Annotated in this window: 19 protein-coding genes; 10 read left to right on the plus strand and 9 right to left on the minus strand. The window is 67.3% G+C overall.

The window, feature by feature from the left end; genetic code table 11:
• Position 1: 1 nt before the first annotated feature.
• The gene (locus ACFPAH_RS05905) at positions 2–1,165 is read right to left on the minus strand and encodes an HlyD family secretion protein (protein ID WP_379742060.1); all 1,164 of its coding nucleotides are present in this window, start codon (positions 1,163–1,165) and stop codon (positions 2–4) included.
• Between the two features lie 118 nt (positions 1,166–1,283).
• On the opposite strand from ACFPAH_RS05905, the gene ACFPAH_RS05910 reads away from it, so the two are divergent.
• From ACFPAH_RS05910 to crtB, 7 genes are all read left to right on the plus strand, one after another.
• Complete coding sequence (locus ACFPAH_RS05910; protein WP_379742063.1) at positions 1,284–1,940, plus strand: TetR family transcriptional regulator; 657 nt, start codon at positions 1,284–1,286, stop codon at positions 1,938–1,940.
• 135 nt (positions 1,941–2,075) lie between these two features.
• Entirely contained in the window at positions 2,076–2,261 is a 186-nt protein-coding gene (locus ACFPAH_RS05915) for a hypothetical protein (protein WP_379742066.1), read from the plus strand.
• 339 nt (positions 2,262–2,600) lie between these two features.
• Positions 2,601–3,584: a polyprenyl synthetase family protein gene (locus ACFPAH_RS05920; protein WP_379742069.1), complete on the plus strand. Its 984-nt coding sequence runs from the start codon at positions 2,601–2,603 to the stop codon at positions 3,582–3,584.
• 55 nt (positions 3,585–3,639) lie between these two features.
• On the plus strand, positions 3,640–4,935 hold the full coding sequence (locus ACFPAH_RS05925) for a glycosyltransferase (protein ID WP_379742072.1): 1,296 nt from the start codon (positions 3,640–3,642) through the stop codon (positions 4,933–4,935).
• Positions 4,928–6,127: a lycopene beta-cyclase CrtY gene (crtY, locus tag ACFPAH_RS05930; RefSeq protein WP_379742075.1), complete on the plus strand. Its 1,200-nt coding sequence runs from the start codon at positions 4,928–4,930 to the stop codon at positions 6,125–6,127. The genes ACFPAH_RS05925 and crtY overlap by 8 nt, the downstream gene beginning before the upstream one ends.
• Complete coding sequence (locus ACFPAH_RS05935) at positions 6,124–7,614, plus strand: phytoene desaturase (protein ID WP_379742078.1); 1,491 nt, start codon at positions 6,124–6,126, stop codon at positions 7,612–7,614. Before crtY ends, ACFPAH_RS05935 begins: the two co-directional genes overlap by 4 nt.
• Positions 7,611–8,579: a 15-cis-phytoene synthase CrtB gene (crtB, locus tag ACFPAH_RS05940; protein ID WP_379742081.1), complete on the plus strand. Its 969-nt coding sequence runs from the start codon at positions 7,611–7,613 to the stop codon at positions 8,577–8,579. The genes ACFPAH_RS05935 and crtB overlap by 4 nt, the downstream gene beginning before the upstream one ends.
• Here the strand turns inward: crtB and ACFPAH_RS05945 are convergent.
• On the minus strand, positions 8,467–9,009 hold the full coding sequence (locus tag ACFPAH_RS05945; protein WP_379742084.1) for a sterol desaturase family protein: 543 nt from the start codon (positions 9,007–9,009) through the stop codon (positions 8,467–8,469). The genes crtB and ACFPAH_RS05945 overlap by 113 nt on opposite strands.
• A gap of 120 nt (positions 9,010–9,129) precedes the next feature.
• Between ACFPAH_RS05945 and ACFPAH_RS05950 the strand changes: the two genes are divergently transcribed.
• Complete coding sequence (locus tag ACFPAH_RS05950; RefSeq protein WP_379742087.1) at positions 9,130–9,558, plus strand: DUF2141 domain-containing protein; 429 nt, start codon at positions 9,130–9,132, stop codon at positions 9,556–9,558.
• Between the two features lie 17 nt (positions 9,559–9,575).
• On the opposite strand, the gene ACFPAH_RS05955 is transcribed toward ACFPAH_RS05950, so the two are convergent.
• On the minus strand, positions 9,576–9,899 hold the full coding sequence (locus ACFPAH_RS05955) for a hypothetical protein (RefSeq protein WP_379742090.1): 324 nt from the start codon (positions 9,897–9,899) through the stop codon (positions 9,576–9,578).
• Between the two features lie 153 nt (positions 9,900–10,052).
• Positions 10,053–11,120 (minus strand): tartrate dehydrogenase, encoded by a 1,068-nt coding sequence (locus ACFPAH_RS05960; protein WP_379742092.1) that lies wholly within the window; start codon positions 11,118–11,120, stop codon positions 10,053–10,055.
• Positions 11,121–11,229: 109 nt separating this feature from the next.
• On the opposite strand from ACFPAH_RS05960, the gene ACFPAH_RS05965 reads away from it, so the two are divergent.
• The gene (locus tag ACFPAH_RS05965; RefSeq protein WP_379742094.1) at positions 11,230–12,159 is read left to right on the plus strand and encodes a LysR substrate-binding domain-containing protein; all 930 of its coding nucleotides are present in this window, start codon (positions 11,230–11,232) and stop codon (positions 12,157–12,159) included.
• 136 nt (positions 12,160–12,295) lie between these two features.
• Here the strand turns inward: ACFPAH_RS05965 and ACFPAH_RS05970 are convergent, their stop codons facing one another.
• The 5 genes from ACFPAH_RS05970 to ACFPAH_RS05990 all read right to left on the minus strand — a co-directional run bounded on the left by ACFPAH_RS05970 (position 12,296) and on the right by ACFPAH_RS05990 (position 18,758).
• Complete coding sequence (locus ACFPAH_RS05970; protein WP_379742097.1) at positions 12,296–13,396, minus strand: porin; 1,101 nt, start codon at positions 13,394–13,396, stop codon at positions 12,296–12,298.
• A gap of 70 nt (positions 13,397–13,466) precedes the next feature.
• Positions 13,467–14,441 carry a PDR/VanB family oxidoreductase gene (locus tag ACFPAH_RS05975; RefSeq protein WP_379742100.1) on the minus strand — a complete coding sequence of 325 codons (975 nt, stop codon included), beginning with the start codon at positions 14,439–14,441 and terminating at the stop codon, positions 13,467–13,469.
• Positions 14,442–14,472: 31 nt separating this feature from the next.
• Positions 14,473–15,948 (minus strand): NAD-dependent succinate-semialdehyde dehydrogenase, encoded by a 1,476-nt coding sequence (locus ACFPAH_RS05980; RefSeq protein ID WP_379742103.1) that lies wholly within the window; start codon positions 15,946–15,948, stop codon positions 14,473–14,475.
• Positions 15,941–17,062: an aromatic ring-hydroxylating oxygenase subunit alpha gene (locus ACFPAH_RS05985; protein ID WP_379742106.1), complete on the minus strand. Its 1,122-nt coding sequence runs from the start codon at positions 17,060–17,062 to the stop codon at positions 15,941–15,943. The genes ACFPAH_RS05980 and ACFPAH_RS05985 overlap by 8 nt, the downstream gene beginning before the upstream one ends.
• Positions 17,063–17,144: 82 nt before the next feature.
• Complete coding sequence (locus tag ACFPAH_RS05990) at positions 17,145–18,758, minus strand: BCCT family transporter (RefSeq protein WP_379742109.1); 1,614 nt, start codon at positions 18,756–18,758, stop codon at positions 17,145–17,147.
• A gap of 252 nt (positions 18,759–19,010) precedes the next feature.
• Here ACFPAH_RS05990 and ACFPAH_RS05995 point away from each other — a divergent pair, with 252 nt between their 5' ends.
• Positions 19,011–20,000, plus strand: a complete 990-nt coding sequence (locus ACFPAH_RS05995; protein ID WP_379742112.1) for a PAS domain-containing protein — start codon at positions 19,011–19,013, stop codon at positions 19,998–20,000.
• Positions 20,001–20,084: the final 84 nt, after the last annotated feature.

Here is a 20,084-nt window from a genome sequence, read left to right on the forward strand (position 1 = left end):
CTTAACGGGCAGGCTGCGGTGCCGACGCCGTGTGCACCGGCTGCACGGCCTCCTTGCGCAGGTCGACTTCGGCGACCACCGACATGCCCGGCACCAGGCGGCCGGCGAGGCGCTGGACGTCGTTCGGCGCCAGCGTGATCTTGACCGGGACGCGCTGCACGACCTTGGTGAAGTTGCCGGTCGCGTTATCGGCCGGCAGCAGCGCAAACTGGTTGCCCGAGGCGGGCGAGAAGCTGTCCACGCGGCCCACCAGATGCTCGCCGGGCAGCGCGTCGACCGCCAGGTCGACCGCCTGGCCCGGCTTCAGTCCGGCCAGCTGGGTTTCCTTGAAGTTGGCGGTGACCCAGACCTTGTCCTCGACCACGGCGACGAGCTGCTGGCCCGGCTGCACGCGGGCACCCACTTCGACGCTGCGGCGGCCGATGCGGCCGTCGACCGGCGCGACGATGCGGCTGTAGCCGACCTGCTGGCGGGCGTCCTTCAGCTGCGCCTGCAGCACCCGGATCTGGGCCTTGAGCACGTCGCGCGCGGAACCGGCGGCGGCGATCTGGGCCTCGGCGGCAGTGGCGTTGTCGCGGCGCGCGTTGACGTCGGCGGCAGCCGCCGTGCGCGCGGCGTTCGCGGCATCGACCTCGGCCTTCGAGACGGCCTTCATCTGCTTCGTGTAGAGCTGGCCGTAACGCTCGGCATCCTGGCGCGCGCGCAGGGCCAGCGCCTGCGCCTGCCCGACCTGGGCTTTCGCCGCCGCGGCCTGGGCGCGCACCTGCGCCACCTGGGCGTCGGCCTGGATCACCTGCTGCCGGGCGCTGGCGATCTGCGCTTCGATCTGCTCGACGCGCACGTGCTGGTCGGCAGGGTCGAGTTCGGCAATGACGTCGCCCGCCTTCACGTGCTGGTTGTCTTCGACCAGCACTTTGGTCACGACGCCGGCGATGCGCGCCGAGACCGGGTGCACGTGGCCGGCGACATAGGCGTTTTCGGTGTCGACGAAATAATGGCTGCGGTACCACATGCGGCCGCCGGCAACGATCGCCGCCAATGCGATCAGCGCGACCACGCCCAGCACGCGCTTGTTCGGTGGAGACTTGGTGGCAGCCGGCGCAGGCGGCGCGGAAGGAACGGTGCCGAGCGGCTTGTGCTCGTGCGAAGGCTGCGTTTGGGACATGATGCAACTCCGAAGAAGAATAAAGGATGTATGCGGTGCGCCATTATTCGCCAAGCTGCCCGCCTCGTCAAGAAATGAAATGGTTGCATTTCATTTCCCGGCGTCTTACAGTAACGCCATGAGCACACCATCGAAAGCGAGCACCGCAGCCAGCCTGCGCGGCGCCGGGCGTCCCAAGGCGAGCGAGGTCGAAGCGCGCACCCAGGACCTGATCGACGCGGCCGCCACCCTGTTCCTGGAAAACGGTTATACCCGCACCAGCCTGGAAGCGATCGCGCGCGCGGCGCGGGTCGCGGTACGGACCATCTACGTGAAATTCGGCGGCAAGGCCGGCCTGCTCGCGGCCGTGATGGTCTCGCGCCGCGGCCAGTTCTTCCAGGTGCGCGACATGGAGCGCGACACCCGCCCTTTCCGCGACGTGGTCGACGATTTCGCGCATCAGTTCTTCGACCTGCTGTGCAACGAGCAGGCGCTGGCGATGCAGCGCGTGGTGATCGCCGAAACGCCGGGCAATCCGGAACTGGCCGACACCTTCTACAATTCCGGCCCGCGCCTGACGCGCGACATGCTCGCCCGCTATTTCGCGCGCCCCGACGTGCGCGCGCAGTTGCGCACCGACCTGCCTTTCGATGACCTGCCGGGTCTCCTCATGAGCTGGATTTCCGGCGACCCCATCGGCCGCCTGGTGTTGCCGCATGCCCAGCCTGGACGCGAAGAGGCCCACCGCCTGCTCGCCGAACGCCTCGCCATGTTCTACCGGGCCGTGCTGCGCTGAGGCTATGGCCGAAGAGAATGTGCGTCATCGCACTGATCTGGTGCAGGCCCGCGTGGGACACTGGTCTCCTTAAAACAAGGAGGGTGTCATGAGTACCAACAAGAACATCACAGCAATGGGCTGTAAGGAGGTCGTATGAGCAAGACTTCCCGTTATGAATGGCGCGACCAGCAGGCTTCGCTGCACGAGCGCATGAAGGGCTTCCTCCAGAACCCGGGCAACGAGCAGCTCGAAGCGGTCGTCGCCGAAATGCGCGCGTATGCCGATGCCGCCAAGGCCGGCCACATCGAGATCCCGCAAAGCTGGACCAGTTACAGTTGAACGGACCCGGCGCGTGCCGACGGCACGCGTACCGAAAATGCCGCCCAAGGCTTGCGTCGGGCGGCATTTTTTATGCCCGCGCCGCCGCACATCGCCCGCGCCACCGCATGTCGCCTGCCCTGCGCCTGGACCCATCCGGCCCCGCTTGTCCCGGGACAAACCGCCCGGCCTTGCGTGCTCCTGCGGCTACGGCCACACAATTGCCGAAATTGACGAATTATGTTGCATAAAAGACCAGCGCACAGTTGAAGAATCCCGCGTTTACTCAAGATGAATTGCGGTATCATTCATGGCAAATTCATCAATTTTCGCACCCTATTTCGGCAAAAGGATGGCCTTATGACGATCACGACACGACGGTTCAGTGGGCTCGACCTGGAAAAACGCGGCGATCCCTGGCTCACGGAACTCCACACCATCCGCGATGAATTCGAGGAGCGCATCGCGCAAGTGCTGGCCGACAGCGGCGATGATGCCGACCTGCTGGCGCGGGCCATGCGCGCCGGCACGCTCGGGGCCGGCAAGCGCATGCGTCCGCTGCTGCTGATGCTGGTCGCGCGCGACCTCGGCTGCTCCTCCCCTGCCCTGGTCGACATCGCCTGCGCGGTCGAGATGGTGCATGCGGCCTCGCTGATCCTGGACGACATGCCCTGCATGGACAACGCCATGCTGCGCCGCGGCCAGCCCACGATCCACGTGCAGTTCGGCGAAGACGTCGCGATCCTGGCCTCGGTCGCCCTGCTCAGCCGCGCGTTCGGCATCCTGGCCACGGCGCCCGATATCCCGCCGCTGGTGCGCGCGCGCCTGGTGGCGAAGCTGGCCGAGACGGTCGGCGCACGAGGACTGGTGCGCGGCCAGTTCGAAGACCTGCGCAGCGGCGGCCAGCGCACTGCCGAGGAAATCGCCACCACCAACGAACTGAAAACCGGGGTGCTGCTGGGCGTGTCGGTCGACATGGCGGCCATCGTCGCCGAGTCCGACGAGTGCGTGGCCGAATCGCTGCGCGCCTTTGCGCTCGCAGCCGGCCACGCCTTCCAGATCCGCGACGACTTCCAGGACGGCCCCGGCAACGACAGCGCCGTGACCGGCAAGGACACCGGCAAGGACAGCGGCAAGGCCACGCTCGTCAACGCCCTCGGCCTCGAGGAAGCACGCCAGCGCCTGGCGACCCACCTCGACGAGGCCGACCGCTACCTGACCGATGCCATCGGCAGCAAGCAGGGCAGCGGGCAACATACGCGCCGCTTCGTCGATACCCTGTTCGCACGCGGCTCGTCGTTCCGTCCCGCTCCCGCCCAGGCCGAGTGCGAGGTGCACCATTGAACGCTGCCGCCAGGGCGCCTTGCGGCACGCGCCGCGCCTAGACGGGGAACGCCGCATGGCCCATTTCGGCGTGGTCGCCCCTGCCTTCTACAGCCACTTCAGCGCGCTGTCGGCGCTCGCGCTCGCGCTGGTGGCGCGCGGGCACCGCGTCACGTTCCTCCAGCAGGCCGACGCCGCTGTGTATGTCGGCGATGCGCGGCTCGGCTTCCACGCGCTCGGCAGCGCCAGCCATCCGCCCGGTTCGCTGGCCGCCTCGTTACGGCGCGCGGCCAATCCCGGCAGCCCGCTCGGCCTGCGCCGGGTCATCACCGACATGGCGCGCACCACCACCATGCTGTGCCGCGAACTGCCGGCGGCGATCGAGGCGCTGCGCATCGACGCCCTGCTCGGCGACCAGATGGAAGCGGCCGCCGGGCTGGTGGCGGAAAGCCTGGGCCTGCCCTTCGTCTCGGTCGCCTGCGCGCTGCCGGTCAACCGCGAGCCCGGCATTCCGCTGCCGGTGATGCCCTTCGACTGGAGCGACAGCGAACGCGCGCTGCATATCTGCGAGGGCAGCACCCGGGTCTACGACTGGATGATGGGGCCGCACCGCAGCGCCATCGAGGGCGAGGCGAGGCGCCTCGGGCTGCCCGCGCGCGGCGCCCTGCACGACTGCCTGTCGCCGCTGGCGCAGCTCAGCCAGACGGTGGCCGCCTTCGAATTCCCGCGCAAGCACTTGCCGGCGCATTTCCACCACGTCGGCCCGCTGCGCGCCGCGCACGGCAAGCCGCCGGCACGGGTCGAGGCCATGCCCGAGATCGACCCGGGGCGCCCTTTCGTCTTCGCCTCGCTCGGCACGCTGCAGGGACAGCGCTTCGGCCTGTTCAAGCGCATCGCCCGGGCCTGCCGCGCGCAGGGCGTCCAGCTGCTGGTGGCGCACTGCGGCGGCCTCGACACGCGCCAGGCGCAGGCGCTGCAAGACGCCGGCGCCACCTGGACCTGCGCGTTTGCGCCGCAGGAAGCGGTGCTGGCGCGCGCCGATGCGGTGATCTCGCACGCCGGCCTGAACACGGTGATGGATGCGATTGCCGCCCACACGCCGATCCTGGCGCTGCCGATCGCCTTCGACCAGCCCGGCGTGGCGGCGCGGGTCTGCCACGCCGGCATCGGCCTGCGCGCCTCGCCCCGTTTCTCGAGCAGCGCCACGCTCGGGCGCCAGCTGGCGCGCCTGCTGGAAGAACCCGGTTTCAAGGCGAACTGCGCGGCGCTGGCGCACAGCGTCAACAGTGCCGGCGGCGCCGGACGCGCGGCCGATATCGTCGAGGCGGCGCTGCGCCTGGAGCGCCCCGCGGAGCTGGCCGGCCATGGATAAGCGCGCCATGCCTGACGCCGGGGAGCCGGCCTGGGACCTGATCCTGGTCGGCGGCGGCCTCGCCAACGGCCTGATTGCCTGGCGCCTGCGCAGCGAGCGCCCGGCTTTAAAGGTGCTGCTGCTGGAAGGCGGCGCGCGCATCGGCGGCAACCACACCTGGTCCTTCCACGACAGCGACCTCGATGCCGCCCAGCGCGCCTGGCTGGCGCCCCTGGTCAAAAGCCGCTGGCCGCGCTACGACGTGGTCTTTCCGGCCTATGCGCGCACGCTCGAGAGCGGCTACGCGAGCATTGCCTCCGCCGATTTTGCCGAGGTGATCGAAGCGGCCCTGGGCGCGTCCGTGCGTACAGGCGCGCAGGTCGATGCGCTCGGTCCGGACTGGGTCAAACTGGCCGATGGCGGCATGTTGCGCGCCGGCGCCGTGATCGACGGGCGCGGCATGCGCGCCAGCCCCCATCTCGCGCTCGGCTACCAGACCTTCCTCGGCCAGGAAGTGAAGCTGGCCGCCCCCCACGGACTGGCGGCCCCGGTCATCATGGACGCCAGCGTCGAGCAGCAAGGGGGCTACCGCTTCGTCTACCTGCTGCCCTTCGGCCCCGACCGCATCCTGATCGAGGACACCCATTACGTCGATACCAGCGCCTGGGAGCCGCAGCGGCTGCGCGCCAACATCGGCGCCTATGCGGCCGCGCGCGGCTGGCGCATCGAGGAAGTGATCCGCGAAGAACACGGCTCGCTGCCGATCGTGCTGGCGGGCGACATGGACGGCTTCTGGGCCGGTCTCGGCGGCCAGCCCTGTTCCGGCCTGCGCGCCGGGCTGTTCCACCCGACCACCGGTTATTCGCTGCCGCATGCGGTGCGCCTGGCCGGGCGCGTGGCCGGCCTGGCCGACCTGTCCGCGCCCAGCCTGTTCGCCGCGATCCGCGCCGAGGCGCAGCAGGAATGGCGCAGCCAGCGCTTCTTCCGCCTGCTCAACCGCATGCTGTTCCTGGCCGGCAGCGCCGACCGGCGCTGGGCCGTGATGCAGCGTTTTTACCGTTTGCCGGCGCCGCTGATCGCGCGCTTCTACGCGGGGCGCCTGCGCCTGGCCGACAAGGCGCGCGTCCTCACCGGCAAGCCTCCCGTCCCCGTGCGCCAGGCCATGGCCGCCGCATGCAAGATCCATCCGAACCAGATCAGGAATCCAGAATGAACGCATCGAAACAAGCCGTGGTCGTGGGCGCCGGCTTCGGCGGCCTGGCACTGGCCATCCGCCTGCAGGCGAGCGGCATGCAGACCACGTTGCTGGAAAAACGCGACAAGCCGGGCGGGCGCGCCTACGTCTACGAAGACCAGGGCTTCGTGTTCGACGCCGGCCCGACCGTCATTACCGACCCATCCTGTATCGAGGAATTGTTCGCGGCCGCCGGCAAGCGCATCGAAGACTATGTCGAGATGCTGCCGGTGGCGCCCTTCTACCGCCTGTGCTGGGAAGACGGCAGCCATTTCGATTACGCCAACGACCAGGAAGCGCTCGACCGCCAGATCCACGCGCGCAATCCGGCGGACGTCGCCGGTTACGCGCGCTTCCTGGCCTACTCGAAGGCCGTGTTCGAGGAAGGTTACGTCAAGCTCGGCACGATTCCTTTCCTGTCCTTCCGCGACATGATCCAGGCGGGGCCGCAGCTGGCGCGCCTGCAGGCCTGGCGCAGCGTCTACAGCATGGTGTCGCGCTTCGTCCAGGACGAGCACTTGCGCCAGGCCTTTTCCTTCCACTCGCTGCTGGTCGGCGGCAACCCCTTCGCCACCTCCTCGATCTATACCCTGATCCACGCACTGGAGCGGCGCTGGGGCGTGTGGTTCCCGCGCGGCGGCACCGGGGCCCTGGTCAAGGGACTGGTGCGCCTGTTCGAGGACATCGGCGGGCGCATCGAGCTGAACGCCCCGGTGGCGCGCATCGAGACCAGCGGCAACCGGGTCTCGGGCGTGCGCCTCGAAGACGGCCGCCTGTTCGCGGCCGATGCGGTGGCCTCGAACGCCGACGTGGTGCACACCTATAAAACGCTGTTGCAACAGCACCCGCGCGGCGCCAGCGAGGCGGACAGCCTCACGAAAAAGCGCTTCTCGAATTCGCTGTTCGTGCTCTACTTCGGGCTCGATCACCATCACAGCCAGTTGCAGCACCACACGGTCTGCTTCGGGCCGCGCTACCGCGGCCTGATCGACGAGATCTTCAAAGGGGACACCCTGGCCGACGATTTTTCGCTCTACCTGCACGCGCCCTGCGTCACCGATCCCTCGCTGGCGCCCCCTGGCTGCGGCAGCCATTACGTGCTGGCGCCGGTGCCGCACCTGGGCAATGCGCCGATCGACTGGGCAGTAGAAGGGCCTTTGTTCCGCGACCGGATTTTCGACTATCTCGAAAAACGCTACATGCCGGGCCTGCGCAGCCAGCTCGTCACCAGCCGCATCTTCACGCCCTTCGACTTCCGCGACCAGCTCAACGCCCACGTCGGTTCGGCCTTCTCGCTCGAGCCGATCCTCACGCAAAGCGCCTGGTTCCGCCCGCACAACCGCGACAAGGAACTCGGCAACCTGTATCTGGTCGGCGCCGGCACCCATCCGGGCGCGGGCGTGCCGGGCGTGATCGGCTCGGCCAAGGCCACGGCCGGCCTGATGATCGAGGAGGAGCTGGCATGAGCGCGGCGCTGCTGGAGCATGCGACCGCAACGATCCAGGTCGGCTCGAAAAGCTTCGCCGCGGCCGCCAGGCTGTTCGATCCCGCCACCCGCCGCAGCGTGCTGATGCTCTACGCCTGGTGCCGCCATTGCGACGACGTGGTCGACGGCCAGGAACTCGGTTCGAGCACCATTGCGCCGAGCCACGTCGATGCCGCGCGCGAGCTGGCGATCCTGCGCGAGCAGACCAGCCGCGCGTATGCGGGCGACGCCATGCACGACCCCGCCTTTGCCGCCTTCCAGGAGGTGGCGCTGCGCCACGCTATCGCGCCGCGCTTCGCGTTCGACCACCTGGACGGCTTCGCGATGGACGTGGCCGGCGCGCGCTACGACACCATCGAGGACACGCTGCGCTACTGCTACCACGTGGCCGGCGTGGTCGGCCTGATGATGGCCTCGATCATGGGCGCGAAGGAGCCGGCCGTGCTCGACCGCGCCTGCGACCTCGGCCTCGCTTTCCAGCTGACGAACATCGCGCGCGACATCGTGGACGATGCGCACAACGGGCGCTGCTACCTGCCGCGCGAATGGCTGATGGAGGCCGGCATTGCGCCTGACGAAGTCGGCCTGCCGCGCCACCGCGTGGCGCTGGCCAGGGTGGCGGCGCGCCTGGTCGACCATGCGGAACCGTATTACGACTCGGCGGCCGCCGGCATCGCGGCATTGCCGCTGCGCTCGAGCTGGGCGATCGCGACCGCGCGCAACGTGTACCGGCAGATCGGCATCGAGGTCAAGGCGCGCGGCCCGCGCGCCTGGGACGAGCGGGTCGGCACCTCGAAGGCGACCAAGCTCTGGCTGCTCGCCAGGGGAGGAATCAGCGCGCTCGGCTCGCGGGTCGCGCAGGCTCCTCCGCGTCCTGCCCATCTGTGGCAGCGTCCGGGTGCTTCTGAAACGCACCGCCATGCAGCGCCTGCAACTGCCGTTTGAGCGTGGCGGCCGACGGCGCGTACAGGAAGCCGAAGGACACCGCGCCGTCCTTGCCTTCGACGGCATGGTGCATGCGGTGCGCCTGGTAGAGGCGCTTGGCGTACCCGCTGCGCGGCACGAAGTGGAAGGGCCAGCGGCGGTGCACCAGCCCGTCGTGGGCGACGAAGTAGAGCAAGCCGTAGGCCGTCATGCCGGCGCCGATCCATTGCAGCGGCCAGACGCCTTCGCTGCCGAAATAAATCAGGACGATCGCCACGCCTGCGAACACGACGGCATACAAATCGTTCTTTTCGAACCAGCCGCTGCGCGGCTCGTGGTGCGAGCGATGCCAGCCCCATCCGAAGCCATGCATGATGTACTTGTGCGCGACGATGGAAAACACTTCCATCAGCACGATGGTGGCCACGACGATGAGCGTATTGAGCAGCATGGATGCGGCAACCGAAAAGAATAAAGAGAGAACGACAGCCTACCATACGGCTCGCCGCGCACGCTTCCAGCGTACCGTCGCGCACGGGCTAAAACGACCCAATAGTTCATGAGGAAAACCATGCACCACCTGTCCCGCCCCGCCCTGTCGCGCATCCTCGGCTGCGCCCTGCTGCTGCCCGCCCTCGCCGCCCGGGCCGGCGACGTCGAAGTAAAGGTGTCGGGCGTCGAAAGCAGCAAAGGCAAGGTCAGCGTCGCCGTCTGCGACAAGCTCCGCTTCCTGAAGCAATGCGCCTACAGCGCCTCGGCGCCGGCCCAGCCCGGCGAGACGACGGTCGTCGTCAGGGGCGTGCCGCCGGGCACCTGGGCGGTGCTCGCCTACCACGACGAAAACGCTAACGGCGAGCTCGACCGCAACCTGATCGGCATCCCCAAGGAGCGCTACGGTTTCAGCCGCGACGCGCGCAACAAGTTCGGCCCGCCGGGTTTCGAGGACGCCATGATCGAGCTAGGCGACGCCCCGAGCGTCACCAGCGTGCGCCTGCGCTGAGCCACCCGGTTTTCCGCCTAGGCGCCGACCGCAGACTCCTGCCGGCTCGGCTGCACCCCGCCGTCAAGCACGCGCATCAGGAAATGCGCCTTGCGCGGCGCCCGGTGCCGCTCGCAGATGTCGCGCGTGAGCACCTCGACCCGGCGCGGCTGCATCGCCAGCTGGCGCACGTCGATGAGTTCGTCCGCCGGCGCATGGCCGGTGAACTGTTCCGCGAGGTGGTGGGCGACGGTGCCGTGCAGCGTCACCGGGACGCCGTTGATCGTCGTCTTGAGTTCGAAGGCCCGCGATTCGGGCAGGACGAAAACCGTCCCGACATATTCCCTGCCGTGCTCTTCCATGTCAGTCTCCCGTGACAGGCAATGCTGGTTGGCGCGGCTTCAGCTGCAGGGCCGCTCTTCCATCATAGCAAGCGGGCGGGAAGGTGCAATGTCGCATTGGTGGCAGAACGCGTGGAGTCAGGACTCCACGCGCCCATTTGCTCGGACGAACCTTCAGCCGGCCAGGTAAGCGCTGATCGCCACGCCCACTTCGGTGGTGTTGGCCGTGCCGCCCAGGTCCGGCGTGCGCGGGCCATTCGTGAGGCAGGTTTCGATTGCCTGGACGATGGCGTCGTGCGCCGGCGTATAGCCGAGGAACTCGAACATCATCGCGGCCGACCAGATCATCGCGATCGGGTTGGCGATGTTCTTGCCGTAGATGTCGGGCGCCGAGCCGTGCACCGGTTCGAACAGCGAGGGGAAGGTCCGTTCCGGATTCAGGTTGGCCGAAGGCGCGATGCCGATCGTGCCGGCGCAGGCCGGGCCGAGGTCGGACAGGATGTCGCCGAACAGGTTCGAGGCCACCACCACGTCGAAGCGCTCCGGCGAGAGCACGAAGCGGGCGGCGAGGATGTCGACGTGGTACTTGTCCCACCGCACGTCGCCGTAGTGTTCCGCCATGGCGGCGACCCGCTCGTCCCAGTAGGGCATCGAGATCGCGATGCCGTTCGACTTGGTGGCGGCGGTCAGGTGCTTTTTCGGACGGCGCTGGGCCAGCTCGAAAGCGTATTTCAGGATGCGGTCGGTGCCGTGGCGGCTGAACACGGCTTCCTGCAGCACGATTTCGCGCTCGGTGCCTTCGAACATGCGCCCACCGACCGACGAATACTCGCCTTCGGTGTTTTCGCGCACCACATAAAAATCGATGTCGCCCGGCTTCTTGTTCGCCAGCGGGCACGGCACGCCGGGCATCAGGCGCACCGGGCGCAGGTTCACGTACTGGTCGAACTCGCGGCGGAATTTCAGGAGCGAGCCCCACAGCGAGATGTGGTCGGGCACCGTGTCGGGCCAGCCGACGGCGCCGAAATAAATCGCCTCGAAGCCGTCGAGCTGCTGCTTCCAGTCGTCCGGCATCATCTTGCCGTGCTTGGCATAGTAGTCGCAATCGGCCCATTCGAAGGTCGTGATGTCGAGCTTGATGTCGAAACGGCTGGCCGCTGCCTGCAGCACGCGCAGGCCTTCGGGCATGACTTCCTTGCCGATGCCGTCGCCGGCGATCACCGCGATTTTATGGGTTTTCATGGGGGTTCCTTTGTAGAGGTGAGTGCAATGAGATCAGCATAAACGGATACGCCGTGTTTATAATCAGCGTTATCGTGAAATGTAGAAACACGTGCCGTGAATAATCCTGATGAATAATCCTTTGGAGAACGAAGACCTGCGGGTCTTCATCACCGTCGTGCGCAAGCGCAGCTTCGTCGCTGCCGCCGAGGAGCTCGGCATGTCGCCCGCCTATGTCAGCAAGCGCATCGGCGTGCTCGAGGGCGTGCTCGGCGTGCGCCTGTTCCAGCGTACCACGCGCCGCATCGCCATCACCGAGGACGGCGAGCAGGTCTACGTGCGCGCCCAGGCCATCCTCGACAACCTCGACGACCTGATCGACGAAGTCTCCGAGCGGCGCCGCGAGCCGAGCGGCCGGGTGCGCATCTGCAGCAGTTTCGGGTTCGGGCGCAAGCTGGTGGCGCCGGCGATCGCCCGGCTGGTGGCGGCCTATCCCGGCCTGCAGATCCGTTTCGAGGTATTCGACCGCCTGGTCGATCCGGTGGCCGAAGGCTTCGACCTCGACGTGCGCGTGGGCGACGAGATCGCGCCGCACCTGATCGCGCGGCGGCTGATGGACAACCGCCGCATCCTGTGCGCGGCGCCCGCCTACCTGGCCCGACACGGCACGCCAAGAACCCTGCAGGACCTGGCGGGCCACCAGTGCCTGCCGATCAAGGAACGCGACCACCCCTTCGGCGTCTGGCGCCTGCGCGGCCGCAACGGCGAAGAGGTCGTGAAAGTGTCCGGCGCGCTGTCGACCAACCACGGCGAGATCGCCGTGCGCTGGGCGCTCGACGGCGCCGGCATCGTGCTGCGCTCGCGCTGGGACGCCCAGCCTTACCTCGACAGCGGCCGGCTCGTGACCGTGCTGCCGGACTATACGCAGGAAGCGAACGTGTGGGCGGTGTACCCGCAACGCCTGGCCGGGTCGGCCAAGGTGCGGGTGTGCGTGGAGTTTTTGGCGCAGCAGCTGGGCCGTAGGGTGGGCGGCTCCGACCCGGCGCCTGATCAATCGTGATGACTGCGCCGCCCACGCGTTCAACTCCCACATGCACTGACGCGGGGTTTCTGTAGCTCGTTGAACGCGTGGGCGGCGCTGCTGCCGCGTGAACGCAGCCTTTCAGGTGGAGCCGCCCACCCTACGTGAGTCCTCGTTAAAACTGATGCCGCAGGCCGAGCATGACGCCGATGCGCGTGCTCTTGCCGACGTCGGTCACCGGCGTGCCGCCCCAGTATTCCGTCTCGCGCCCGACCGCCCCGCCGCGGGCGATGGTCGCATCCGCTTCCAGGAAGGCGCTGGTGCGCTTCGAGAAGGCGTAATCGGCGACGGCGGCGACCACGTCGGCATTGCCCCTGCCGAGCGGCACCGGCGTGGCCTGGAACTGGGTGCGCACTTCGCCCTTCTGCCCGTAACGGTAATAGGCGCCGGACAGGTGCCAGGCCGGCGTCAGGCGGTAGCCGAGCCCGGCGAAGGTGATGCCGAAGCGCGCGGCGCCGGCGCTTTCGCGGCGGCCCATGTGGCCGAGGTAGGCGGTCGCCTTGCCGAAGGCGTAGGAGGCGCCGACCGAGTAGTTCTGCAGCGTGTTGCCGCCTTCGGTGGCGGCGCGGCGCTGGTCGTAGGCGACCCCGAACGCGAGGCCGTCCTGCTGGACCATGACGCCGCCGCCGAAGCTCGCGCCGCGCCTGGCGCTGCCGGCCTGCTCTCCCATCCCGAGGTCGAGCTGGACGCTGACCGGACCGCGCGTGTGCTTGTACACGAGGCTGTTATTGACGCGGTAGTCCTGGAAAAAGATGTCGCCGCCCGTGTAGAGCGGATCGGACCAGAAGTTGCCCCAGCTCTCGTCGAGCGGATTGAAGGCCCAGCCGATGTTGTTGACGGCGTGGTATTGCCGGCCCAGGGTCAGGCTGCCCCAGGAGCCGGTGAGGCCGACATAGGCCTGGCGCCCGAACAGGGCATCATACGCCGTCTTGCCGTCGTCGGTGCCGAAGCCGTTCTCGAGCAGGAACACGGCCTTGTTGCCGCCGCCCAGGTCTTCGTTGCCCGAGATGCCCCAGCGGCTGCCGCCGATGCCGCTCGAGACCACGTCGACCTTGTCGTTATGCCTGCCGTCGATGTTGGAGGTGTAGCGCAGGCCGCTGCTGATCACGCCGTAGAGTTTGATGCCCGGTTCGGCGCCGAAGGCGGGCGCCAGCAGCGCGCCCGCGAGCAAGGACGCGCCGGCCGCTGTTTTCATCCATGCGCCTGGACGTTTCATGATGGTCTCCTCATGCCGCGGCGCGCCCGGCGTGCGCGCCGGACGGCCTGGCTAGTTCTGGTGGTGGGGGTCAGAGGTCCAGCACGAGGGTGCCGGTGCGGGCGCGCGAGACGCAGATCATCATGGTCCGCCCCGCCGCCTTCTCGGTGTCGCTCAGGTACTGGTCGAGGTGGTCGGCCTCGCCTTCGAGGATGCGGGTTTCGCAGGTGCCGCAGACGCCTTCGCGGCACAGGCATTCGACCGGCACGCTGCCGTCCCTTTCGATGGCGTTCAGGATGCTCTCGTTGGCGCCGACCGCCACCGTCTTGCCGGACTTCGCCAGCACGACGGTGAAGGCGTCGCCGTCCTGCGCGGGCGCGGCAAACTGTTCCCAGTGCACCCGGTCGGGTGCGAGTCCTGCGCCGACGGCCGCATCGCGCACCGCCTCGATCAGCGGCGCCGGGCCGCAGACGTAGACGTGCGCGCCCTCGGCCAGCTTGCCGACGAGGGCGGTCAGGTCGAGCTGCTGCCCGAGGCTGTCGACATAGGTCTGCACGCGTCCGCACGACTCGCCGGCGATGGCCGCCAGTTCGTCCTTGAACGCCCCATGCTCGGGCGCGCGGAAGGCATAGTGCAGCTCGTACGAGCCGCCGCTGCGGCGCAGCTCGTGCATCTGCGAGACGAAGGGCGTGATCCCGATGCCGCCGGCGACCAGGACGTGGTGGCGGGCCTCCGGCGCCAGCGCGAACAGGTTGTTGGGCGCGGTGATGGCGAGCAGGTCGCCCTCTTTCACCCGGTCGTGCAGGAAGGCCGAGCCGCCCTTCGAGCTGGCCTCGCGCCGCACGCCGATCTGGTAGCTGCCGAGGGACTCCGGGCAACTCATCAGCGAATAGGCATTGTTGTAGCGCCGCTCGCCGTCGCGCATCTGCACGATGACGTGGCTGCCGCCGGTGAAGGACGGCAGCGCCCCGCCATCGGCCGGCGCCAGGGTGAAGCGCTTGATCAGCGGGGTGACGGCCTCGATGCGCGTGACCCGGACCGGGATGGTCTGATAGTGGTTTTCCATTGTTGCAATCTCATCGAACCTCGGCGGCGCCTTACACGGCGATGCAGAGGTATTTCATTTCCATGTAGTCTTCGATGCCGTAGCGCGAACCTTCGCGGCCCAGGCCCGACTGCTTCATGCCGCCGAAGGGCGCGACCTCGTTCGAGATCAGGCCGGTGTTAATGCCGACGATGCCGTACTCGAGCTGCTCGGCGATGCGCCAGACGCGGCCGACGTCGCGGCTGTAGAAGTAGGCCGCCAGGCCATAGATCGTGTCGTTCGCCATCTGCACGACCTCGCTCTCGCTGTGGAAGCGCACGATCGGCGACACCGGCCCGAACACCTCTTCCTCGAGGATGCGCATGCCGGGCTGCACGTCGGTCAGCACCGTCGGCGCGAAGAAGCCCGGCCCGGCCGGGTGGACGGCGCCGCCGGCCAGGACGCGCGCGCCCTTGGCGAGGGCATCGGCCACCAGTTCGGCCACCTTGCCGACCGCCTTGGCGTTGATCAGCGGCCCGATCTCGGCACCGGGCCCGAAGCCGTTGCCGACGTGTAGCCGCGCGGCGCGCTGCGCAAAGCGCTCGACGAAGCGCTCGTAGACGGCATCGTGCACATAGAGCCGGTTGACGCAGACGCAGGTCTGGCCGGCGTTGCGGTATTTCGCCTGCAATGCCCCTTCGACGGCGGCGTCGATGTCGGCATCCTCGAAGACGATGAAGGGCGCGTTCCCGCCCAGCTCCAGCGATACCTTCTTGATGGTGCCGGCGCACTGCTGCATCAGGAGGCGCCCGACCGGGGTGGAACCGGTGAACGACAGCTTGCGCACCAGCGGGTGGCCGGTCAGCTGGCTGCCGATGGCGACGGCGTCGCCGGTGACGACGTTCAGCACGCCGGGCGGAATGCCGGCGCGCAGGGCGAGCTCGGCCAGCGCCAGCGCGCTGAACGGGGTCTCGTTGGCCGGCTTGACGACCATGGTGCAGCCGGCCGCCAGCGCCGGCGCGGCCTTGCGGGCGATCATCGCGGCCGGGAAGTTCCAGGGCGTGATCGCGGCGCAGACGCCGATCGGCTCGCGGATCACGACCAGGCGCTTGTCGGCGGACGGCGAAGGAATCACGTCGCCGTAGACCCGCTTGCCCTCCTCGCCGAACCATTCGATGAAGGAGGCCGCGTAGCGGATCTCGCCGCGCGCTTCAAGCAGCGGTTTTCCCTGTTCCCAGGTCATGATGGCGGCCAGGTCTTCCTCGTGCTCGAGGACCAGCTCGAACCACTTGCGCAGCAGCGCCGCGCGGTCTTTCGCGGTGCGCGCGCGCCAGGCCGGCAGCGCGCCGTGCGCCGCTTCGATGGCGGCGACCGTCTCGGCCTCGCCCATGCAGGGCACCGATCCGATGCGCTCGCCCGTGGCCGGATCGAACACCGGCACGGTTTCTCCGCTGGCGGCCACGCTCCACTGGCCGCCGATGCAGGCCTGCTGGCGCAGCAGGCTAGGGTCGCGCAGCGGCAGCCGGGTTTCCGATTGACGCTCACTCATCGCCGTACTCCTTGGCCATCTTGCGGTGGAAGTGCACGATGCCGTGCTCGCTGATGCCGCTGCGCTCGCGGTCGACCATGATCCGGCCCTGGCCGCGGTAGCCGCGCGATTTGAGGCCGCGCTGCACGCTTTCGACCAGGTTCAGGTCTTCCGGACGGAACACGTTGCGGTACCACTCGACCAGCTTCTTCTGCTCTTCGGTCAGTTCCTTGTTGAGGAAATAGATGTCGTAGTGCTGCAGCGTGACTTCGGCGCTGACCGGATACTCGTAGATCACCGTCATGAAGTCGGCACCCGGCGGCACGTTGAACATCGTGCACGGCCAGGCCCAGAAGCCGGCGAAGCTCGGGTCCTTGATCGACGGGTCGAGCTTGAACGATTTTTCCGAGGACTTGGCCAGGCCGAACTGGAGCGACCAGTTCTCGTGCAGCGAGTGGGTGTACTTGTCGACCTGGACCGAGTCGGAGAAGCCTGGATGGGCCGGCCCGCAGTGGTAGCACTCCATGTAGTTGTCGACGATGCTCTTCCAGTTGGCGGCCGTTTCGGTGACGAAGCGCGCGCCCAGTTGCAGCTGGTCGATCACCGGGCAGGCGGCGCGCATGCGGGCCTCGAGGCCGGGCAGCTGCTGCTCGACGGTGCCGGCGTTCTCGTCCATGTTGATGAAGACGAAGCCGGCATATTCCTCGACCTTGACCGGCACCAGGCTGGCCTTGGCCGGGTCGAAGTTCGGCACGTTCTCGCAATTGCGGGCACGGGCCAGTTCGCCGTCGAGCTTGAAGGTCCAGGCGTGGTACGGGCAGGTGATCACGTTGCGCGCGCGGCCGCTGCCGGTGAGCAGCTGGTGGCCGCGGTGCGGGCAGACGTTGTAGAAGGCGCGCAGCACGCCGTCGCGGTCGCGCAGGACGACGATGTTCTCGCCGATCACCTCGCGCGTCACGTAATCGTTCGGCTCGGCCAGCTCGCTGCGGTGGGCGACGCAGATCCAGCTGTGGGCAAAGATCTTTTCCTTTTCGTGCTCGAACACGGCGGCGTCGGTGTAATACGACTTCGGCAGCGTCCAGGCATTTTCGGCGTCGGCGCAGAAGTCGGGGGACAGGGCCAGCTCTTGATTCATTGTTCTCTCCAATTTAACGTATAACCATCAGTTGACATGACGGCAAAAAAATTTACGGGTGTATGGCTTGCTGAGCTGCGGCTCATTGGGCGATGGCGGTGCGCGTGTCGGTATCGGGCTCACGACTGGAGGGAGGACTGACCGGCTTTGCCGGCAGGCCGCGCGCCGATTCGATCAGGTGGGCGGGCGTATCGCCGAAATCCTGCACCAGCCAGCGATACAGCCCGAACAATTTCACCGCGAGGATGGCCAGGAAGGGAATCGAGGTCAGCACGACCGCCGTCTTCATGGTTTCCAATGAGGCCTTGGCGAACAGCATGGCCAGCGGCACCAGGGTCAGCATCACGCACCAGAACACCCGGCTGGTCGGTGACGGGTCTTCGCCTTCGCGCAGGTTGCGGGCGATGGTGGCGGCCACGGCGTAGGCGACGGCGTCGACGTGGGCCGCCAGGAACACCACCATGATGATCAGGTAGACGGCGAGGAAGACGTTGCCGGCCGGCATGGCAGTCAGCAGTACCTGGACCGCTTCTTCGCCACCCTGCTCTTTCAGGATCCGCGGCACGTCGATGGCGCCGGACAGGAACTGGTGCATGCTGTAGCTCTCGAGGGCGCCGAAGAAGAACCAGCAACCGATGCTGCCGCCGAGCAGAAGCGCCAGGATCACTTCCTTGATGGTGCGGCCCTTCGACACCCGTGCCACGAACATCGCGACGCCCGGCGAATACGAGACCCACCACAGCCAGTAGAACACCGTCCAGTTGCGGCTGAAGGCGCCGTCCCCGGTCGGGTCGGTAAACAGGCTCATGTGCACATAGTCCTGCAGCATGCGGCCCAGGCCGTTCACGATGTTGCTGCCGATGAACTGCGTGGGGCCGACCAGGAAGACGACGGCGGCGAGCAGCAAGGCGCCCCAGCAGACCATATGGCTCAAGCGCTGCATACCGCCGGCAATCCCGATGTAGGCGCTTGCCGAGAACACCGCCGAGACGCCGACGATGACGATGACCTGGGTCGTGAAGGTATCGGGCAGGCCGGTCAGGCTGGCCAGGCCGCGCGTCAGGGTCGATGCGGTCAGCGCGATCGACACGGTGAGCGCGCCGAACATGGTCAGCAGGAAGATCAGGTCGACCAGGCGCCCGACCGGGCCGGAGGCACGAAAGCCCGTGATGGCCTCGACGATGGCGGCCAGGTTCAGGCCCTTGTTCTTGCGAACGTGGAAGTGATAGGCCATGGCCAGCGACGGCAGTGCGTAGATCGCCCAGGCGCTCAGTCCCCAATGGAAGAATGAGTAGCTGACGCTGTACTCGAGCGCGTCGCGGCTGCCGCTGACGATGTTCAGGCCGGGCGACTGGTAGTAATACACCCACTCCATCATGCCCCAGTACATGGTCGAGGAACCCATGCCGGCGCAGATGAACATGAAGACCCAGGACAGGGTCGAGTACTCGGGCTTGTCTTCGCCGAGCCGGACGTTGCCGTATTTGCTGAAGACCAGGGCCAGGCAGGCCAGCACGCAGCCGAAGACGAAGACCTGGACAAATGCCCCGAAAGATCGGGTGGCCCACTCGAAGAGGGACGACGCGGTGGCGGCTGCTTCGGCAGGCCACTGCGTCAGGGCGAAAACGGTCGCCAATACGGCAGCGAGGGTGCAGCCGGTCAGGAAACCGTCGCTGCGAGGCGCGGTGTTTTTCATACTATCTCCTCCTGTGCCTGTCGACACGGGTTCTGTTATGCCACAAGTGTATGTACGATGCATTTCTGTGGGGTTGTGTAAACTGCAGGTTTACGGTAAACTGCGGTTTACACGCCCATTCTATGGAAAGTGTCAGCGCTGTACAAGCGGAATTTCACAACGGCGCGCTGGGGTACACTTCCCTGCCTTTGCACGGCCTTTGTTCACACTCCCGGGTGCCACGCACACCGGACGATTATTTGGATCGGAGTCATGACAGAAAACAGTTTTGCGTTCCGCCTCAAGGAACTGCTGGAGCACAAGCACCTGACCCTGCAGGCGGTCGCCACCGAGGTGGGCGTATCGCGCACGGCGGTGCACAAGTGGACCAAGGGCGGCGAGATCGACTACGAAAAGCTGCGCAAGCTGGCCACCTACCTGGGCGTCAACTGGATCTGGCTGCGCTACGGCGAACAGGCCCAGCAGGAGGTAGAAAACGTCAACGTGGTCGACTTGCCGATGACCGACGTGCGGCGCCGCTACACGGCCGAAGTCGTGGCCAGCGAGACGCGCATGAAGCTGGCCCAGGAAGGCGCCCGCATCGTGACCTGGGAGTGGGACCTGATCACCGACGACGTCAAGTATTCGTCGAACGTGGAAGCCGTCTATGGCTGGCCGGTCGAGACCAACGAAAGCTTTTATACCCACGTCCACCCCGACGACATCCCGATGATGAAGCGGATCTACGAGGAGTCGATCCGCCTCGGCTCCGCGCACGAATTCGACTTCCGCCTGATCCAGCCCGACGCGTCGGTGCGCTGGATTTCCTCGCGCGCGACGCCGGTGCGCGAGTTCGACGGGCGCGTCATCAAGTTCGTCGGCATCAGCATGGAAAATACGGCGCGCAAACTCATCGAACAGTCGCTGCAGGATGAGCAGGCGCGGTTCCGCGCGGTGTTTGCGCTGGCGTCGGAGCCGATGGCGGTGTTCGATGGAGACCTGCGCTGCACGGGCGTGAACCCTGCGCTGGCGGAATGGCTGGGCTATCCGGCGCAGGAACTCGAAGGTGGAACGCTGTTGGCCTTGTTCGACGATGGCGGGAACGGATTGCGGGAGCGTGCGCGGGCGGCGGCGCCGTCGGCGTTCGAGGCCACGCTGCGGCATGCGGACGGCAAGGCCTTGCCGGCGCGTGTCAGCGTGACGGGCGAGCGGCGAGCGGACGGCAGCCTGGTGTGCCTGGCGGTGGCGATGCGGGGACTCTAAACCGCGTAGGGTGGAGTCCTGACTCCACGCGTTCACCGGCATGCCGACCAATAAAAAAAGCCGCTTCGACGCAAATCGAAGCGG

The sequence above is a fragment of the Massilia sp. GCM10023247 genome, from assembly GCF_042653325.1.
GTDB lineage: Bacteria > Pseudomonadota > Gammaproteobacteria > Burkholderiales > Burkholderiaceae_D > Telluria.

What these genes read in the sequence shown, in the direction of transcription:
- crtY (WP_379742075.1), top strand. Translation starts at nt 4,928, where the DNA reads ATGGATAAGCGCGCCATGCCTGACGCCGGGGAGCCGGCCTGGGACCTG.
- ACFPAH_RS05990 (WP_379742109.1), bottom strand. Translation starts at nt 18,758, where the DNA reads ATGAAAAACACCGCGCCTCGCAGCGACGGTTTCCTGACCGGCTGCACC.
- ACFPAH_RS05970 (WP_379742097.1), bottom strand. Translation starts at nt 13,396, where the DNA reads ATGAAACGTCCAGGCGCATGGATGAAAACAGCGGCCGGCGCGTCCTTG.
- ACFPAH_RS05985 (WP_379742106.1), bottom strand. Translation starts at nt 17,062, where the DNA reads ATGAATCAAGAGCTGGCCCTGTCCCCCGACTTCTGCGCCGACGCCGAA.
- ACFPAH_RS05910 (WP_379742063.1), top strand. Translation starts at nt 1,284, where the DNA reads ATGAGCACACCATCGAAAGCGAGCACCGCAGCCAGCCTGCGCGGCGCC.
- ACFPAH_RS05980 (WP_379742103.1), bottom strand. Translation starts at nt 15,948, where the DNA reads ATGAGTGAGCGTCAATCGGAAACCCGGCTGCCGCTGCGCGACCCTAGC.
- ACFPAH_RS05995 (WP_379742112.1), top strand. Translation starts at nt 19,011, where the DNA reads ATGACAGAAAACAGTTTTGCGTTCCGCCTCAAGGAACTGCTGGAGCAC.
- crtB (WP_379742081.1), top strand. Translation starts at nt 7,611, where the DNA reads ATGAGCGCGGCGCTGCTGGAGCATGCGACCGCAACGATCCAGGTCGGC.
- ACFPAH_RS05945 (WP_379742084.1), bottom strand. Translation starts at nt 9,009, where the DNA reads ATGCTGCTCAATACGCTCATCGTCGTGGCCACCATCGTGCTGATGGAA.
- ACFPAH_RS05925 (WP_379742072.1), top strand. Translation starts at nt 3,640, where the DNA reads ATGGCCCATTTCGGCGTGGTCGCCCCTGCCTTCTACAGCCACTTCAGC.
- ACFPAH_RS05935 (WP_379742078.1), top strand. Translation starts at nt 6,124, where the DNA reads ATGAACGCATCGAAACAAGCCGTGGTCGTGGGCGCCGGCTTCGGCGGC.
- ACFPAH_RS05955 (WP_379742090.1), bottom strand. Translation starts at nt 9,899, where the DNA reads ATGGAAGAGCACGGCAGGGAATATGTCGGGACGGTTTTCGTCCTGCCC.
- ACFPAH_RS05905 (WP_379742060.1), bottom strand. Translation starts at nt 1,165, where the DNA reads ATGTCCCAAACGCAGCCTTCGCACGAGCACAAGCCGCTCGGCACCGTT.
- ACFPAH_RS05960 (WP_379742092.1), bottom strand. Translation starts at nt 11,120, where the DNA reads ATGAAAACCCATAAAATCGCGGTGATCGCCGGCGACGGCATCGGCAAG.
- ACFPAH_RS05975 (WP_379742100.1), bottom strand. Translation starts at nt 14,441, where the DNA reads ATGGAAAACCACTATCAGACCATCCCGGTCCGGGTCACGCGCATCGAG.
- ACFPAH_RS05965 (WP_379742094.1), top strand. Translation starts at nt 11,230, where the DNA reads ATGAATAATCCTTTGGAGAACGAAGACCTGCGGGTCTTCATCACCGTC.
- ACFPAH_RS05920 (WP_379742069.1), top strand. Translation starts at nt 2,601, where the DNA reads ATGACGATCACGACACGACGGTTCAGTGGGCTCGACCTGGAAAAACGC.
- ACFPAH_RS05915 (WP_379742066.1), top strand. Translation starts at nt 2,076, where the DNA reads ATGAGCAAGACTTCCCGTTATGAATGGCGCGACCAGCAGGCTTCGCTG.
- ACFPAH_RS05950 (WP_379742087.1), top strand. Translation starts at nt 9,130, where the DNA reads ATGCACCACCTGTCCCGCCCCGCCCTGTCGCGCATCCTCGGCTGCGCC.